At 35.5% G+C, this 19,824-nt stretch carries 10 protein-coding genes; 9 read left to right on the top strand and 1 reads right to left on the bottom strand.

Annotated features, from left to right (window positions below):
• Positions 1-110: 110 nt before the first annotated feature.
• From QBK95_RS00460 to QBK95_RS00425, 8 genes are all read left to right on the top strand, one after another.
• A complete protein-coding gene (locus QBK95_RS00460) occupies positions 111-266 on the top strand; it encodes a hypothetical protein (RefSeq protein ID WP_280929394.1) in 156 nt (51 codons plus the stop codon).
• Between the two features lie 115 nt (positions 267-381).
• A complete protein-coding gene (locus QBK95_RS00455) occupies positions 382-2,442 on the top strand; it encodes a tetratricopeptide repeat-containing sensor histidine kinase (protein WP_280929392.1) in 2,061 nt (686 codons plus the stop codon).
• Positions 2,443-2,551: 109 nt separating this feature from the next.
• The gene (locus tag QBK95_RS00450; protein WP_280929389.1) at positions 2,552-3,223 is read left to right on the top strand and encodes a response regulator; all 672 of its coding nucleotides are present in this window, start codon (positions 2,552-2,554) and stop codon (positions 3,221-3,223) included.
• A gap of 1,190 nt (positions 3,224-4,413) precedes the next feature.
• Positions 4,414-7,488 carry a sulfatase-like hydrolase/transferase gene (locus tag QBK95_RS00445; RefSeq protein ID WP_280929387.1) on the top strand — a complete coding sequence of 1,025 codons (3,075 nt, stop codon included), beginning with the start codon at positions 4,414-4,416 and terminating at the stop codon, positions 7,486-7,488.
• Between the two features lie 190 nt (positions 7,489-7,678).
• Complete coding sequence (locus QBK95_RS00440) at positions 7,679-8,782, top strand: formylglycine-generating enzyme family protein (protein ID WP_280929385.1); 1,104 nt, start codon at positions 7,679-7,681, stop codon at positions 8,780-8,782.
• Positions 8,783-9,876: 1,094 nt separating this feature from the next.
• Positions 9,877-10,215, top strand: a complete 339-nt coding sequence (locus QBK95_RS00435; protein ID WP_280929383.1) for a hypothetical protein — start codon at positions 9,877-9,879, stop codon at positions 10,213-10,215.
• Entirely contained in the window at positions 10,212-10,694 is a 483-nt protein-coding gene (locus QBK95_RS00430; RefSeq protein WP_280929381.1) for a hypothetical protein, read from the top strand. Before QBK95_RS00435 ends, QBK95_RS00430 begins: the two co-directional genes overlap by 4 nt.
• A gap of 77 nt (positions 10,695-10,771) precedes the next feature.
• Positions 10,772-14,077 carry a DUF6923 family protein gene (locus QBK95_RS00425; RefSeq protein WP_280929379.1) on the top strand — a complete coding sequence of 1,102 codons (3,306 nt, stop codon included), beginning with the start codon at positions 10,772-10,774 and terminating at the stop codon, positions 14,075-14,077.
• On the opposite strand, the gene QBK95_RS00420 is transcribed toward QBK95_RS00425, so the two are convergent.
• Positions 14,043-14,225, bottom strand: a complete 183-nt coding sequence (locus QBK95_RS00420; RefSeq protein ID WP_280929377.1) for a hypothetical protein — start codon at positions 14,223-14,225, stop codon at positions 14,043-14,045. The genes QBK95_RS00425 and QBK95_RS00420 overlap by 35 nt on opposite strands.
• Between QBK95_RS00420 and QBK95_RS00415 the strand changes: the two genes are divergently transcribed.
• Positions 14,200-19,824: CLIPPER-2 domain-containing protein (locus QBK95_RS00415; RefSeq protein WP_280929374.1), on the top strand; the 5,625-nt coding region annotated here is incomplete at its 3' end. The genes QBK95_RS00420 and QBK95_RS00415 overlap by 26 nt on opposite strands.

Genomic DNA, 19,824 nt, shown 5'->3' with positions numbered 1-19,824 from the left:
GTTTATGCATACTGGACAAAAAAAGTCTTGAAAAAGGAAAATTATAATAAAAAAACATAATACAATACAACCAAAATAATAAAAAGATATAATCAAAAAAATATACCGTTATGAAAGCTATAAAAACTATTTTCGCAATATTATTCGTAAGTTCAATGTTTATCGCTTGTGAGGCTGATACAATTAATGAAGAAGTAGGATTAGAGGAAGAGATTGAATTGTTAGGTGAAGAAGATGATACTGAAGAAGTGGAACGTCCAGAATAAAATAACAAGAAATAACAAAAAAAAACCGTCTAATACAATAGACGGTTTTTTTTTGTTATTTCTTTATACTTATAGATCTATTTACTAAATTAGAGTTGTAAATTATATTAGTAAAATGCTAAATTATCATAATAATAAAATATTCTTTTTTGTTATTTCAGCCTTGATTATGATAGGTTGTGATAAACAGGATACTGTGCCCGATAATATTGAACTGAAGTATAGTCTTATCGATGATCATATAAAAGATTCCAAAGATAAAAATAAATCAAAAGACGAAAGAAGAAAAAGTGTTGACAAAGCCTATAGCTTGTATTCAACATTAAGTCAGGATAATAAATCAAAATTAAAACGAATTCAAGAAATTTCTGGAAGTTATTATGATTTAGGAGAGTATGAGATTTCTTCTGATATGGATAGTAAAATGCTATTTTTAGCAATTTCGATAAAAGATTCATTAGGAATGGCTAAATCTTACGGGTATAGAGGACTTTATTTTAGAGATAGGATAATTGATAGTGCGTACAAAAATTTTTATGAAGCGGACAAGTTATATAGAGCTTTGGAAAAGAGGGATAATTATAGTATTAGTGAAAACGCATTTGTTCATGGGACAGTTCTGATTGATTTAGCAAAACTTTCTCTTAAGGTTAAAGATTATAGTGAAAGCGAACATCTAGTAATAAGAGCTATTGAAAAATTTGAATTATCTGATGATTTAACATATTTACCTTTATGCTATTCTACTTTAGGTACGGTTGCTAAATATTTGGAAAGATATGATGATGCTATTACCTATCATGAAAAAGCAATTGAGAATGCTAAAAATACAAGCAAAGAAATTCTTTATGCGGTAATTAGTAATAATAATATAGGTACTGTTTATAAATCGAAAAAAGATTATAAAAAAGCTAATGAATATTATACCAAAGCTTTATCTTATAAAGATTTTTTGAGCAAAAGACCCAAAAGATATGCACGCTACCTTGATAATCTTGCATATGTTAACTTTTTAGAAAATAAGGATAATGAAGAGACTTTTAAATTGTTTAATAAAGCGCTTCGGATTCGAGATAGTGTAAATGATGTTGTTGGACTATCCACGAATAATCTTCATTTAGCGGAATATTTTAAGGCAAAAGGAGAAGATAGTCTTGCTAAATTATATGCATTAAAAGTTAAGGAAGCTGCTCCTCTAGTTAATAGTAATGTAGAATTACTGCAATCATATCAATTGTTGTCTGAAGTTTCAGATAGTGAAACTGGACTAGCTTATGCACAAAACTATATTAAACTAAATGATAGTTTGATAAAAGAAGAGAGAGCTTATGTAAATAAATTTGCTCGTATCCAATTTGAAACCGAAGAAAAAGAAGAGCAGATTACCCAAATCAGTCGTGAAAAACAATATTTGATGTTTGCCATACTGGGGCTATCGGTCTTGTTTTTATTAGGATATGTGATTTTTAGACAGCAACAGAGTAATAAAGAGTTATTATTCGAGCAAAAACAACAGCAATCCAATCAAGAAATCTATCGATTACTATTAAGTCAGCAACTTAAGCTGGAAGAAGGTCGTAAACTAGAACAACATCGTATGTCTGAAGAATTGCATGATGGTGTGCTAGGTAGATTGTTTGGGGTACGATTAAGTCTGGATGGTATCAACCAGCGCGCTAATGATGGATTTACAGATGCTCGTAATAAATATATAGATGAGCTTAAATCCATAGAAAAAGAAATCAGATTGATATCGCATGATCTGGGTACAGAAACCTTATCACCAGATATTGCCTATGTAGATGTAGTAGAAAGTTTGGTAAGTGATCTATGCACTGTACATAAAGTAGATTTTGCATTTACTAATGATGAAAACATCGATTGGGAGACCATTGATGATCAGAAAAAAGTAAACTTGTTCCGTATTATACAAGAATCCTTACAGAATATATTTAAACACGCACAGGCAAAAAGCGTAAAAATAAACTTCGATTATGTGGATGATAAAATAAATCTTACTATTTTAGATGATGGAATAGGATTTAAAAGTAGTAAGGTAAAAAGAGGAATTGGATTAAAAAATATTACATCAAGAGTTACCCAAATGGATGGTGTAGTAGATTTTATTAGTAATCAGGATGCAGGTACGAAGGTATCTGTTGGTATACCAATTTAATAAATGTAAAAAGTTGTCAAATTCGTTCCTTATTATAATAAATATACAATCCTTATAGTTATTATGGTAGAATGATATGATAACAACCGAACCACACAAATTTTAAAAAATGAAGAAAAAGCTAAAAGTTCTTATGATTGATGATCATCCAATGATTATTGAAGGATACAAGAACACCTTATTAGGAGAAAATCAAAAAGAATACCAGATTAAGATTGATATTGCATCTAATTGCGATGATGCATATGAGAGTATTCAAAAATCTTCTAAGACCACTCCTTATGATATGCTTTTTGTAGATATTAAACTGCCACCTTCTTCTGATGGTACAATTACTTCTGGAGAGGATTTGGCAAAGCATGCAAAGGAACTATTGCCTAAGGCTAAGATTATTATCCTTACAATGCATAGAGAAGATCATAGAATCCATAATATATTAAAGAATATCAATCCATCAGGATTTTTAATAAAAAGTGACCTTACTTCTAGCGAGTTATTGTTAGCGTTTAATAATATTGTGAGTGGTACTCCGTATTATAGTGCTACGGTAAATAATCATTTTAGAAAAATGATGACAAATAACTTCTCACTAGATGAAAAAAATCTAAAGATTTTATATCACTTATCCAGAGGTGTAAAAACTAAGAATTTACCTAATTATGTGAGCTTATCACTAAGTGCGATTGAGAAGCGTAAGAACCAGATCAAGGAGATGTTTTCTATCGCTAAGGCAGATGATCAAAAATTATTAGAAGAAGCTCGTAAAAGAGGTTTTGTATAGGATATAATTTTATCTCGATATATATTAAAAAAAGATGGCAAATGACCATCTTTTTTTTTACCTAAAAATCAGTTTTTGAGAACCTTAAAAATCTATTAAATAATATCTTACATATTTTAAAAATTTACACATACGGCATAACAATAATTATGTTACGGGGAAAATTACGTCTTTTTTTTAAATCTGTTTTTTGTCTCAAAAATGTTAAATTGTAATGATTTTACTAAATTTTTATAGATTTCTACATGAATTAGTGTTCATTTTTTTTACATTATTCTTAAAGCGTGAAGTTGTAAATAGTGTTTGGTTATGATATTCTTGGTAAAATTAGTTATATGCTAAGAATTGTGCCGTTTTATTGCATTCAGTGTATTACAAAAAATACACTACGGTTTAACCATAATAATTATATGTTTTTAACACGTTGTTTGTCAGTGGTTTATGTGTATATTTATAATGTTTTAAAAACATAACGTAAATAATAATAATTAAATAGCCGATTTATAGAACAAAAATACTTTTAGACTTCCTGATATAATACTCCACAAAATTAGTCTTTCTGTTTTAGAATGTTTTTGGCTATGTATGCTTTCCTAAAGAAGCCAATTTATTAAAATTGTCACTATTGAGCAGTTGATCTTCATATGCCCTATGAAGATGCAAATTGATAAACTGATTGTTTAATTAAAAATACCTGCTTATGAGTAATTTTACTTTCTCTTTTTTACTGAACCTAGTAAAAAAACTATTCTTATTACCTACTATTTTTATTGTACTTATATCCTCGACAAGTTTTGATGCTACATTTTTTGTTGGCGTCATATTTAAATCGATGGGTTAAGACATGATATTTTTCAATAACAAAATATAAACTAAAAATAAACAACGCTGTATTTGTACAACTTTGGCGAGCTAGCAAATATAGCGTGTGAATAATGATTAATTTTTTAATAACTAAATCAACCAACTATGAAAATGTCTTCTAACGAATGGAGGAGAGTACATGTGCTTACCAAAATGTTGTTACCTCAAATTCGCATACCAAATTCTTTTTTTCAATTTTCAAATACTTCATGAATCAACTTTCAAGCGCGATGTAGGCTTTTATGTAGCTGTTTGTATGTGAGATAAAAGAGACTATGTCGTATAGGTTTATAATTATAAATTTTAAAAAACTTAATACCATATATATGAAAAAGAATACTCAAATATTACTATTACTTCTTGCAGTTGTAATCAGTAGTACAATGTATGCTCAATCACCCAATGTTGTGGTGATTATAGCAGATGATATGGGATGGTCTCAGACCAGTTCTAATGAAACCAGTATGAACAATCCCAGTGATTTTTACGAAACTCCACGAATAGCTACTCTGGCAGCAGAAGGAATTGCTTTTCCTAATTCTTATGTAAACGGAGCAAATTGTGCTCCTACAAGAGCAGCAATTCTGAGTGGACAATGGGCATCCAGACCTACCAATAATGTATTTGCGGTAAATGGGTTAAATAGAGGAGATAGTAATTCCTTATTGGTTGGACCGAGTCAAGGACTTTCTAACGGAGAGGATGAAATTCCAGCCAGTGCCATTACTATTGCAGAAACCGTAAAAACAGCAGGATATACCACAGCTCATTTTGGTAAATATCATTCTGGAGGGAGTTTGAACAATGGCCCTTTAGATCAAGGTTTTGATGTAAATTTTGGAGGAGACTCTGATGGAGCACCAGGTTCTTATTTTGCTGCCTTATCAGGAGGTAATTGGGAGTTTCATCCCAGAATAGGCCCAGAATTGGATATTTATGCCAGTCCATATACAGCAGCAGAATCTCTGGCGCTTGCAGGTGATAATTCATTAGAAGGGACTACCAAACATGTTACAGATGCATTAGGGGATGCGGCTATAGATTTTATGAATGCTAATAATAATACACCGTTTTTTATGCATTTTAGTAATTATGCAATACACGGTCCTTGGGGTCAGGCCAATGCGCGGCCTGACTTATATGCTAAGTATGTAGTTAAAAATAATACGAACCCAAGTCAAATAGGGCACGATAACGTATCTCAGGCAGCTATATTAGAAGGTATGGATCAAACCATAGGAAGAATTATTGATTACCTGAAAACGACGCCAGATCCACGTAATCCTGGCAATATGTTATCGGCAAATACCTTGGTGTATTTCATTTCGGATAATGGAGGCGCCAATGGACCAGAAGATAATGTGCCGCTTAAAGGAATGAAAGGAGAGTATACAGAAGGAGGAATCCGTTCGGTTACTTTTGCTTGGTCTGAGGGATTATTGGCCAATATGGGTACGGTAAATAATACACCTATTCAGGCTTTCGATCTATATCCAACATTAGCTGAAATTTCAGGAGCTTCACTACCATCTGGTTATGATATCGATGGAGTGAGTCAGTGGGATATGCTTACTGGAGTGAATCCAAACCTTGGGCGAGATGCTTTATACTGGCATTTTCCTGGATATATAGCAAACAGCCAAAGAGATCAAAGACCAGTTTCAATTATCAGAAAAGGAGATTATAAATTGATTCATTATTATGAAACCGCTTCTTATGATTTATATAATCTAACAACAGATATTAGTGAAACTACCAATTTATTAGCAGGTTCACCAGATACGGCAACTTTAACCATTGCCAATGATATGAGTACAGACCTAAGAAATTACTTGATTAATGTGTCGGCACCGCTTCCAACCTTTAGAAGCAATGGAAACACAGTTCCGTTACCCGAAATTATTGAGGTTACACAACCTCCTGTCGATCCTTCTTGTGTGGCGCCTGATACATACGCTGCATTATGGAATTTTGATTCTGGAGTAGGAACAGACGATTATTCTGCAAATAGTAACAATGCGATTACTGTTACAGGAACGGTATCGTATGATGCAGTAGATTTTAAAGAAGGCGATCAATCCATTGTTTTTGATGGAGCAACTAAAGTACAGTACAGCCAAAATCCTGGGCCATTTATGATAGCCGCAATGACACAAAGATCCATAGCAATGTGGGTAAAACCAACTGGATTATCAGGAGTACAAGAACTTTTTGAAGAAGGAGGAGGTTCTAACGGAATTGCCATTAGATTAAATGGAGCTACTCTAGAATCTGTAGTACGAAGTAGTGCAAGTCCGATAAATCAATTGAGTACAGCTTTCCCAAATGACGGAGATTGGCATCATGTAGCCGTTACGTATAATGGTAGTATTACAAATCACTCTTTATATGTAGATGGTTTATTGGCTTCATCCAGTAACGCAGCTCCTACATCTATTCCATCACATATTGGATCAGGAGGAATTGCAGGAGTACAGACTACGGATAGTTTTGGGGTAACGGCGGATAGTTTTTTTACAGGAAAAATGGATGCGGTAGCTGTTTATAGTACAGAATTAAAGGCTGCAGATGTAAGGAGCGCTGGTTGTATAGAAGGTGTTGACCCACCAACAGAGTGTACATATTCAGTAATCAACACAGAAGGTTTCGAATCTGGATGGGGAATCTGGAATGATGGAGGATCAGATGCCAGAAGAAGTGCAAATGATGCTGCATATGCCAATACAGGAACCTATTGTATACGATTACGTGATAATACTTCAACTTCTGTAATGACAACAGATACCATGGATTTATCAGCTTATGAAGAATTAACAATTGATTTCTCATATTACTGTCGTAGTATGGATAATGTAAATGAAGACTTTTGGTTTCAAATCTCAACCGATGGGGGAGCTAACTTTAGCACGGTTGAGGAATGGAACTTAAATGATGAGTTTGTAAATGATCAAAGGTATAATGATCAGGTAATCATAACAGGGCCATTTACAGCAAATACGCAATTGAGATTTAGAGCAGATGCTTCAGGTAATTCTGACTGGGTATATATTGATGATGTAGTAATAAATGGTTGCTCAATTCCAGCGAGTGCAAAAGGAAATACACAATTAACCAATAAAGAAAATACCAAACCAATGCAACAAGAACTGATCACCCAGAATTATATTATTTCATTATACCCAAATCCGTTTACCGATCAAATACAGATTTCTGTTAAAGGCGGTGAATACGAACGTGCAGAAGTCAGAATATTTAATAGTTTAGGACAATCTGTGTTTTTAAGATCTTATAATAATAAGTCAGAAATTAATGTTTCTGATCTTCAGTTACCTGTTGGGCAGTATTTTATGAAAATTAATATTGATAATCAAGTAACTACCAAACAATTAATAAAATTATAGTGATTTTTTATGTATTCAACTGGGTCCATAAATGTGGGTCCCATAATCCCAGTTGAATATGATTAAGAGATTGTCTGAGAAGTGGAAAAGCAATGTGTCTATTTGATAATTGTAAACTACTTTTTGGGCAATCTTTTTTTATTGTAATAATAAAAAGGTTAAACTTGTTTTTAAATCTTAAAACCAACAGATGAAAAAAAAGAGTACTTGTTACCAAAATAATAAAATGAGTATCGGTTTCTACAATATAATTTCTGCTCAAAATAGATTTTTGATGATATTTCTTTTAATGATAACATTAGTGATTTCATCATGTAATAGAGAAGGTAAGATAAAAATTGATCATAAAGAAGAACATAAGAATACAGATACAATTCCTGAGGGAATGGTTTGGATCCCAAAAGGTGTTTTTTATCAAGGAGCAAAGGAGTCAGATTCATGGGCGATGTCACATGAAAAACCAAGACATGTAGTAAGCGTAGATAGTTTTTTAATAGATATTACAGAAGTCACCAATGCAAAATTTACCAGGTTTGTACAAGAAACAGGATATATCACATTAGCCGAAAGGCCAGTAGATTGGGATGAGATCAAAAAACAATTGCCTCCAGGAACGCCCAAACCTCATGATTCTTTGTTACAACCAGGATCTTTGATTTTTAAAGAGAGATCCAATGGAGTAACAAACCTCTATGATTTTTCTCAATGGTGGTTATGGAAAATCGGAGCTAATTGGAGACAACCTCAAGGTCCAGGCAGTTCAATTAAAGATAAAGAGAATCATTCAGTGGTACATATTGCTTATGAAGACGCTTTGGCTTACTGCAAGTGGGCTGGAAGAGAATTGCCAACAGAAGCTCAATGGGAGTATGCAGCTACAGGAGGTCAGGAATTAACAATATTTACTTGGGGAAACGACCCAGATATATTGAATAAGTCTGCAAATACCTATACGGGCAATTTTCCAATAAAAAATGATAAGATAGATGGATTCTTTGGATCTGCACCAGTAGCATCCTATGTACACAATGCTTTTGGTATTTATGATATGGCTGGTAATGTATGGGAGTGGACATCAGATTGGTATGTGCCAGAATATTATACCACCATAAAAAAGGATACACTTTATAATCCTAAAGGTGCTGCAGGTGGATCAAAAGAAAAAGTAATAAAAGGAGGCTCTTTTTTATGTAATGCTTCTTATTGTGCAAGTTATAGAATTTCGTCAAGAATGGGTAATAGTTTAGATTCTTCTTCAGAACATAAAGGATTCAGAACCGTAATTAATAAGTAAAAGCATAATCTGGTCTTGTTTTCATTAAACTAGTTTTACGTTAATTATTAATGATTTCTGATGCTGTTTATAGTGGTAATTATGGCATTGTTTTACAATATATTGTGGTGAATAATACGTTGCATATTAGTTTTTTATGTAAGAAAAAAAAGATATTCAATACGATTAACTTATTGTTTTTACGGTTAAAGTACACATGGTGAATTGATTCTGATTAGACTTTTATATTTTTTTTTTAACATAATAGAAATGTTAATTTATTAAATAAATGGTATTAAATTAAATTTATTCGGAAAATTCCCCAAATATTTCGTTGAATCATTGTTATTAATTCGGGGAAATTTACCTCATTTCATGAAATATTCTTATCGAATTACCTGATTAGCTGACATTAATTTAATTTCAAGACATAAACAAGAGTTAATTTTTAAAATAAGGTTTTACCATAATTAATTTGAGGTTATAACGGGTTAAAAATCAATGAATTATGCATAAATTTATAATGTTAAAAAAAACTAAACGTAATTTTTATTTAATAATAAATAGCGAGCATATTTATAAACTTTACTTAAGACATTCATTTTCTCACCCCACCTTAGTCCTAAGTATAGTATATATTGAATAATATGTTTTAATAAGCTACCAATTACTTTATAAGATCAATTTGTCATAATTCATTTGAATAATATTGTGTGCCCCATGATATCTATTTATGAATTTATGTACCTAATGTATTTGCTTATGAGAGAAATTACTTTTACTACATTAATCCAAAAATTAACAAGCTGTTTCTTATTGCCTGTTTCTTTCTTCCTTATAATTATAATATGTACTGGTATATGCAAAGCTGCTGTACCCGAATTACCTATATATAAGGTAGTGATTCATAATACAGAATATATTGAAGTGTGTAACGATAAAATGTCTCAAAATATACAAGCGATAAACAAGAATACATTACATAAAAAATCAAAAATCTTATATGTAATAACATAAGACTGATATATAAAAAACAACCCCGCAATTGTACAACTTTGGCGAGCTAACAAGAGCAGGGTCTGAATAACGATTAATTTAAAAGTAAATCAACCATTATGATTAAATATTCCTTTATATCTTTTTTCTCTAAGGTTAAGGAAAGTATACCTTTTGTAAAGCAAAATTACATATCTAAGGATACTGATTATTTTTCTAATAGGAAATATAATAATAAACCAACAAAATTATATGGTTTTGCCATATTAATTTTACTATTTTCTATTTTATGTATTGAACACATTGCTACCTACTCTTCTCAATACGAATTTTTTCATAATACTACATCCAAATCTATTAATGATCAATTGCCAATTGATCAAGCGAACCTACATGTTCTAAATACTTCTTTTAGAACAAAGGTTCTTTATGAAAATACCCAAAAAAAAATGCTATGAAAAAGACACTGAAAATCTCAAATAAAAATAAATATTTCAGAAAAAAAAGAACTCAGCACGTTGTGTGGTTTGTTGTTATATGTATATACATCAATACAATACCTTCCAGCTTTGCGCAGAATAATGTGGTTTCATTCTCAAATGAGAATGTAGATCTATTCCAGGACCATACTATTTGTGACTATGAAGATTTTGGTTCTGATATGTTAAGCTTCGACATTCAGAGTTTACGGACTAATTCTAAAATAATACACGCAAAAACGAATGCTAAAACTTCTGCAACACTAAATAAAAAGGTAGAGGTTCAAAAATCGAATATATCATCTGGAGCTTCTTTTGACATAAAAAAAGTAGATGAAATCATATTGAATAAAAATACAGTATTAAAAGAAATTACAACAATGGTCTTAGGATATCGTATAGTCTTCCATAAGTATTTTTTCGGATGGACTTTATCAGCGATATGCCTCATTGTATAATGAATAGCTTTTAATGATAAGATCAAATCTTTTGCAGAAAGATGGATACAATTAATAAAATACTCAAGCAATTGCTTATGAAATTTTTTACCCAACTACACAATAAAATACAGACAGTAAATGACTTCATTTTTGAGTTTAAAAAAGCCTCAAAAAAAGGTCAACTTTTACAACAAGTAAAAAGTCATTTTGTAATCATGTTTGTGCTGATCTCGTTAATCAGTACTATAGGATATAGCCAGGCAACAACACCGTTTACTTGTCCGAGTACATTTTATCAAGTAATTAATGGAGAGTTACGTCCATATAGCCCAGCTGATGGGACTTATGGTACAGCCTTAAGTACCTTAGAAGTGTACAATGCAGGTGGCTATAATACCACAGATAATTACTTGTATGCAATTATAGAAAATACCGAACCTTCTGCTAATCATTTAATTCGTATAGATAGTAATGGTAATTTTGATGATTTAGGAGTGTTAGACGTAACTTCCCCTTTTATCGCTGGTGATGTAGATGCTAATGATGATCTATATCTTAGAAGCGGAGAAAGGCTACGTAGAATAGATAATGTATCGACACTACCAGCCAATCCCGCAGCGACTATAACTACAACCAATTTGGCCAATCCATTTTTTGGAGGAACAGCACCTGGATCTATGACTCCATTAGATATAGTATTTATTAATGGTGCTTTTTATGGAGTAGATGGCACTAGTTTATATATTTGGGAAATTACACCAACACCAGGCAGACGAATTGAAGCAATTACAGGGCTTCCTGCCACTGGTAGTCAAAATTATGGAGCAGTATTTTCTGATGATGGAGATAGATTATATGTATCCAACAATGATGGAGGATTATATCTTATAGAGGATTACACAACCAATGCTCCCTTTGCAACCTATTTGTCAAGTACTGATAATGTAACACGTAATGACGGTTTCGCTTGTGCTAATGCACCTTCCTCTATAGATCAAGATGAAGATAATTTATTAGATCCTTTTGATTTAGATTTGGACGGTGATGGAATGACCAATATAGATGAATCTCCTTCTGATCCTTTTGCAGATGGCGATGGTGATTTAATATTTGCGTATTTAGATGATAATGATACTACTGGAGCTATTGGTAACGTAGATGGAGCGGTAGAGGCTGCTTTTGATACCGATGGTGATGGAGTACCTGACTTTTTTGACCTAGATAGTGATAATGATGGTATTTATGATGTGGTAGAAGCTGGTCATGGATTACCGCATACTAATGGTAGAATCACAGGTCAGGATACAGGATCGGGCGCCAATGGACTTTTTGATGGAGTGGAAACTCCTGCGGATTCTGGAACCATAAATTATACAATAACCGATACGGATATAGCTGGTAATCCCGATTTTCAGGATACAGATGCAGATGGTGATACTTGTCCTGATGCAATTGAAGGAGCAGGAACTTTTGTTGCTGGCGATTTAGATGGAGATGATAGTTTAGGAGATGTGGTTGATGTAGATGGAGTACCTACAGTATCTGGAAGTCCACAAAATACTACTGCGGCAGTAACTAATAATGGAGATGCTACAGCTTGTACTGTTGATGATGGAGATAATATTGCAGATGTTATTGAAGACGCAGGTCCGAATGGAGGAGATGGTAACGATGACGGAACCTTAGATTCTCTGCAAGGTAATGTGGGTTCGATACCAGATGCTACAGGAACGACCTATGTAACCTTAGAAATTACTTCGGGGACATGTGCTCAGATCACTAATATGGAATCCTTAACAGAAGGAGAAGTAGGAGTGCTGGACCCAGCATTTAATTATCCAGTAGGATTAATAGATTTTACATTACAATGTGGTGCTCCAGGAGATATAGCCAGTATTACATATTATTGGCATGGGATATCTACTATAGATTTCTTTAGAAAATATGGGTCCTCAGCTCCAGGAGCTATGGATGCAACTTATGGGGCTTTTACAGTAACTACAGGTTCTGCTACAGTAGGTGCAGCTACTGTGCCAACAACAACATATACACTTACAGATGGGTTGCCAGGAGATGAAAGTGCAACGGGAGCAGAGATCGTAGATCCTTCTGGACCAGCAGTTGCAGCGCTTGCGAGCACATTAACACCTTTTAATTGCCCTAGTGTATTTTATCAGATCATCGCAGGAGACTTGAGAAGTTATAACCCTGTATCAGGAGAATATTCAACTCCGATAGGTGCGATTAACCAAGTATATAACGCTACAGGATATAATCGACTTGATGATTATGTATATGCTATAGGAAAAGCTTCATTGAATAGACACCTACTTCGTGTGGGTGCTGATGGTGCTTTTGAAGACCTGGGATTGATCTCTGGTTTTACTAGTGGAGGAATATCTGGTGATGTAGATAACGCAGATAATTTATGGATTAATATTGGAGAGGAATATCACAGAATTAATAATGTATCTACAATAGCAGTAGGTGATCCTCCTCCAGTTTTGGTACCTGTAACTTTTACGGGTCCAGGAGGTACAGCAATCCCAGTTACAACCGTAAATGATGTAACTTTTATTAATGGAAATTTATATGGTGTAAATGATGCACAACAAGTCGTTATTTGGGATCTTACAATATTAGAAAAATCAACAGTAGGAGGATTAACTACTCCCACAGCGACTAATTTTGGAGCAGCTTTTACGGATGCTCAAGACCGATTATATGTATCCTACAATGATGGAGGTATGTATCTGATTAATGATTATGATACAGGCGCTCCTTTTGAATCTTTACTTAATAGTACAGCGGTAACCACAAGTAATGATGGATTCGCTTGTCCTTTAGCACCATCTGCCATAGATGACGATAATGATGTAACCTTAGATCCATTAGACCTAGATGTAGATGGTGATGGTATTACCAATACCGATGAATCTCCTTCAGATCCATATGGTGATGGCGATGCAGATGGAGTATTTACGTATTTAGATGATAATGATACCACAGGAGCTATTGGTAATGTAGATGGATCGATCGAAGCTGCCTTTGATACCGATGGTGATGGAGTACCAGATTTCCTTGATCTGGATAGTGATAATGATGGTATATATGATGTGATTGAAGCTGGACATGGATTACCACAAACCAATGGTAGAATTACGGGTCAGGATACAGGATCAGGAACCAATGGACTTTTTGATGGAGTCGAAACTCCAGCAGATTCAGGAACAATAAACTATACGATAACAGATACCGACATACCAGGAAGTCCTGATTTTCAAGTAACCGATAGTGATGGAGATGGTTGTAGTGATGCTAATGAAGCATATAGTGATGCCAATGCTGATGGGGTGATGGAGGAGTTTATAATCCAGGTAATACTGCAGCAGAACCATTAACCGTAACAGCAGGAACTGTCAATGCCGATGGTGCCGTAGTAGCAGCTACGTATACTACAGGAGCTGTGGCAGCGGTTACGGATAGCGGAGATACCTCTGGTTGTGCAGTTAATGCGGATCCTGTGATTACTAATAACGGAAGTGCCACTACCAATACAGCAACTTTTACGGCGGGAGCTACAGGAACTGTAGTAGATATGGATGCCACTGATACGGATGGGGATGTAGAAGGAACAGGCGATGGAGATCAATTAGATTGGTCATTAACTGGAGGGGCTGATGTAGCATCATTTTCCATAGATGATTCAGGAATACTAACCTTTAATACACCTCCAGTAGCGGCTATATATGTTGTTGAAATAACAGTAACAGATAGTGCTTCTGGAACTGATGTGCAAACATTAACGGTTACGGTCACTGCAACAGGACCAGACTCAGATAATGACGGAGAACCAGATTCTTCTGATCTTGATAATGATAATGACGGAATTTTAGATAGTGTAGAATGTAATGGAACCTTACAACCTGGAGTATTTACTGCAACAAACGATGGAAATGTAGATGGTAACGAGTCAGGAACCATAACGCTGCCTTCAGGTACAGCAGCTACCTGGAATATTACTCATAGTTTTACCAATGGACAATTAGAGCAGTTTGGACTTTCTACAAATAATGAATTATATTTTTACTACAATAGAGTAGCGGCTGGTAATTGGGATTTGGATGCTGCTAACTTCTCGGTAGCCGCAGGAGCTGCAGATATTCAATTAGCATTGTTTGGATATGTAGATGCTGATGCTCAAATACCAGAACCACCTGGACCAGATTTTGGATCACGTTTTGGAACCTATACAATTAGTTGGGTAGGTGGTACAGGTGATGCCATTATCAATGACCCAATAAATCAAACAGACCAAGCAGATGGAGCAACTATAACAAACGGAGGAAATTTTACCCAAACAGGAGGAAGTGCCATTGATAATAATCTATTACAATGGAATGTAGTATTCCCTATTGGAGCAACCTCCTTTACGATTTCTGCAACGGGAGGAGCATCGGCAGAAGGATTTAGATTTACAGCATTAGAAAATGTATGTATAGATACAGATGGTGATGGGATACAAGATTTCTTAGACCTGGATAGTGATAACGATGGTATCTATGATGTGGTAGAAGCGGGAGGAACCGCAAGTACATTCCCAGGTCAGGAAGGACGACAAATTGATGACGATAATAATGCAGATAATACAGCAACCACAGGTATACCAAGTACAGTGTCACCAACAGGAACGACTCCTGCAGATACTACACCAGGGACTCCAGATTATATAAACTTAAATAGTGATGGAGATATATGTAGCGATGCTAATGAAGGAGCAGATAATAATATTGCAGAAGGTAATGATGGAGGACAATATGGTGATAATGATCCACAAACAGTAGTTGATGGAGAAGTAGATGCTAATGGATTGATTATAGCGGCAACTTATAGTAACACGGCAGTAGCTGCAGTAACCGATAATACCGTATTTACGGCCTGTGATGATGGAGATGGAGTGCCTACTGCAGAAGAAGATGCAGGTCCTAATGGTGGTGATGGTAACAATGATGGAATACCAGATTCTCAGCAACCTAATGTAACATCTATTGTAGATGCTACAGGACTCGGATATGTAACCGTAGAAGTTGTAATTACAGGAGATTGTGCACAGATAACTAATATGGATCCATTATTAGAGACAGAATTGGCGTCCCTCGATGATGATTTTGATTATCCAGTTGGTTTGATGGATTTTACTTTACAGTGTGGTGGAGCAGGACAATCGGCTGATGTAATTATTTATTGGCATAATATCAATGCGATAGATGTATTTAGAAAATATGGTTCTACAGTTCCAGGAGCGAATAATGCAACCTATAATAATTTTGTTACTACACAGGGAACAACGACAATAAATGGGATAGTTGTTCCTACTACATCGTATACAATAACAGATGGCCAGCCTGGTGATGAAAGTGCAACTCCAGCAGTAATTGTAGATCCAGTAGGTCCTGCAATGCCAAATTTCGACTCTGATGGGGATGGATTGGCAAATGGCGTAGATCAGGATGATGATAATGACGGAATTTTAGATATCGATGAATGTACGATTGGAGGAGGCTCATTCGGAACAGAATTGGTAGATGATGCAGATACTATATTTGAGATTACAGCAGAAAGTAATCCAAGTACTTTGGCAGCGTTATTATTTGCAGAAAACACTGATGTTACTCTGATATCTTCGAGTATTAATGTAGGAAGTGGTTTAGTCCCTCAGATTGGTACTTTCGATGACGCAGATCAGATAACAGATAGTGGCGGTAGCCCTAATGCTTTTGCTGGATTTAGCACGGGAGTTATTTTCTCTTCGGGTAATGTATTAGAGTTGGACGATAATCTATCCAATCAGTTTTTCGAGAACGAACCAGGACTTCCTCCGTTTGCTACATTCGGGCCAGCTTTTGGGTTTAATGGAAATGGAACTGGTGTTGCTGGAGGTGGTACAGATCCAGATTTTGCAGGAGGTAGTTCAGAATTTGATGTAGCGAGCTTAGAATTTGTAATTAATGTTCCTGCAGAAACTAGCATTACTGGACAATTTGTTTTTGCTTCAGAAGAATATAATGATTTTGTAAATCAAGGAGTTAATGATGCAGCTAAAGTAATAATAAATAATACGAATGTTGCACTAACACCTTCAGGATCGTTTCTAAGTATTGATACTGTAAATAACAATACAGATAGTGCTTTTTATATAGATAACGAAACAGACCCTACAGCAGTAAATATCGAGGCAGATGGGTTTACAACTACCATAACATTTTCTGCCGTATTAATAGCAGGAAATAATACGATTAAGATTGGTGTGGCTGATAATGGGGATAATGTTTTTGATTCCTGGTTATTGTTTAGGGCTAACTCTTTTGTATTGTGTTTTGATAAAGATACCGATGGTGATAACATTGCGGATCGTTTAGATTTAGATTCTGATAATGATGGTATTTATGATGCTATAGAGGCAGGCGGTACATTAAGTGGAGCAACAGGACAGGAAGGACGTCACGACGATGATAACAACAATACAGATAATACAGCTACTAGTGGGGTTCCGTCTTTAGCAAATGGTGGTGCAGGAAATACACCAACAGATACAGGTAGTGATGGTAGTTTAGATTACCTTACTTTAGATAGTGATGGTGACGGATGTAGTGATGCCAATGAAGCATATGCAGATGCCAATGCCGATGGAGGTGATGGAGGTGTGTACAACCCTGGAAATACCGCAGCAGAGCCATTAACCGATATTGCAGGTACCGTAGATGCCAATGGATTGGTAGTGGCGGCAACCTATACAGATCCAGTAGATGGCGATACAGATGGAACAGATGATTACCAACAAATTGGAGGCCCTGATGCAGATAATGATGGAATTGCTGATGCCTGTGATCTTACTTTTGATAATAATGATAATGATAGTGTTGGGGACGTATTAGACCTAGATGATGATAATGATGGGATTCCTGATACTGCAGAAAATAGCTTGGGAGTTGATCCCTCAGCAGATGCTGACGGAGATGGGATTCCTAATTACCAGGATTTTGATGATAATGGCAGTGCAACGACACCAGTATGTTTAGATGGTGACCTCAATGGTGTCTGTGATGCATTGGATCCAGTATTTGATTTCGATGGAGATGGTATACCAAATCATTTTGATCTAGATAGCGATAATGACGGAATTGTAGATGTCCTAGAAGCTGGTGGAACTGATGTAAATCAAGATGGGCAAAATGATACCGTTGCAGATGCAGATAATGATGGTATTCCAGATAGTGTCGACGTGAATGTAACTGGAGGATTTGATATTGATCTGGATGGTATTGACGATGCTTTTGATATTGATTTTGCAGGAACTTTAGATAGTGATGGCGATGGTATTGAAGATGGCAGTGATCCAGATGCGGATGGTGATGGATTAGCTGATGATGTTGATACTATTGATAACGGAAGTGGTGCAGGAGAAATAATTACAGGAGCAGCATTGCCAGCACCGAATTCTGATTCCAATCCAGGAGATGGACCAAATTTCTTGGATATAGATGCCGATGATGATGGTATTGTAGATAATATAGAAGGACAATCTACCTCAGTATACCTTCCTCTAGTGGGTAATGATACAGATGGAGATGGTATTGATGATCAGTATGATGCAGATTGCTCAGTAGCAACCTGTGGATTAGTTGGAACACCAATTACTCCTGAAAACACAGATGGATTAACTGATGGAGCTGATTATATTGATACTGACTCAGATGAAGATGGAGAGAGTGATACTATTGAAGCCTACGATAGCAATGATGATGGAGTGGTTGATGGTACAGATACCATTGGGACCACACCTGACCTCACAAATCTAGGTACAGATAGTGATGGTGATGGCCTAGATGATGAGTTTGATACTGACGGAACAAGTGTTACAGATGCAGGTGGTCCAACTAATGGAGGACAGACCGCTGATAATCCATTTCCTGATACTGACAGCCCAGGAGCAGAACCAGATTGGAGAGATCCAGTAGTAAATGATCTTGAAATTACCAAAGTTGATACTTATGTAGATACGAACGCTAATGGTATTATAGATGCAGGAGATACGATCAACTATGTATTTACGGTAACGAATAATGGTACTGCTGATATTACTAATGTTACAGTAAGTGATCCTGTTGTAACAGTTTCTGGAGGCCCGTTAGCTACTTTGTTAGCTGGAAATTCAGATAATTCAACCTTTACGGCTACTTATACAATTATAGCAGCTGATATAACCGCTGGCAGTTTTAGTAATACAGCTACTGTAAGTGCTGAAGATGCAAACGGAAATACAATTACTAGTTTATCAGATGATCCAGATGATGCTGCAGATGCTACGGATGATGATGGGGATGGAAATCCAGATGATCCAACAGTCACCGACCTTAGACAAGGTTTACTGGATATCACCAAGACGGATAGTTATGTAGATACAAACGCTAATGGTATTATAGATGCAGGAGATACGATCAACTATGTATTTACTGTGAGCAATACAGGAAATATCGATCTTACAGGAATCAGTGTTACGGATGCCTTAGTGACTGTTACTCCAGCCACTACGATTGATTTAGTAGTAGGCGCGAGTGATAACAGTACCTATACAGCTACGTACACCATCACCACGGGAGACATTACAGCGGGTAGTTTTAGCAATACCGCTACTGCCACTGCTACCGATCCATTAGGTGGTCCAGACATCACGGATGATTCAGATGATCCAGACAATCCTACGGATGTTGATCCAGACAATGATGGTAGTCCAGATGATCCAACGGTTACAGATTTAAGTCAACCATTATTGGATATCACTAAGACGGATAGTTATGTAGATACGAACGCTAATGGTATTATTGATGCAGGAGATACGATCAACTATGTGTTTACTGTGAGCAATACAGGAAATATCGATCTGTTTAATATTCAGGTAGACGATCCAACCGTTACCGTTACTCCAGCTACTACGATTGACTTGGTAGTAGGCGCAAGTGACAACAGCACCTATACCGCGAGTTATGTGATCACCGCAGCAGATATAACCGCAGGTAGCTTTAGCAATACCGCTGTCGCGAGTGCACCTAACCCATTAGATCCAACAGCACCACCAGTGAGTGATGAT

This window comes from Aquimarina mycalae (assembly GCF_029906345.1).
Taxonomy (GTDB): Bacteria; Bacteroidota; Bacteroidia; order Flavobacteriales; family Flavobacteriaceae; genus Aquimarina.
Note: the sequence above shows the minus strand (reverse complement) of the source record. Positions and strands in the feature narration are given on the sequence as shown.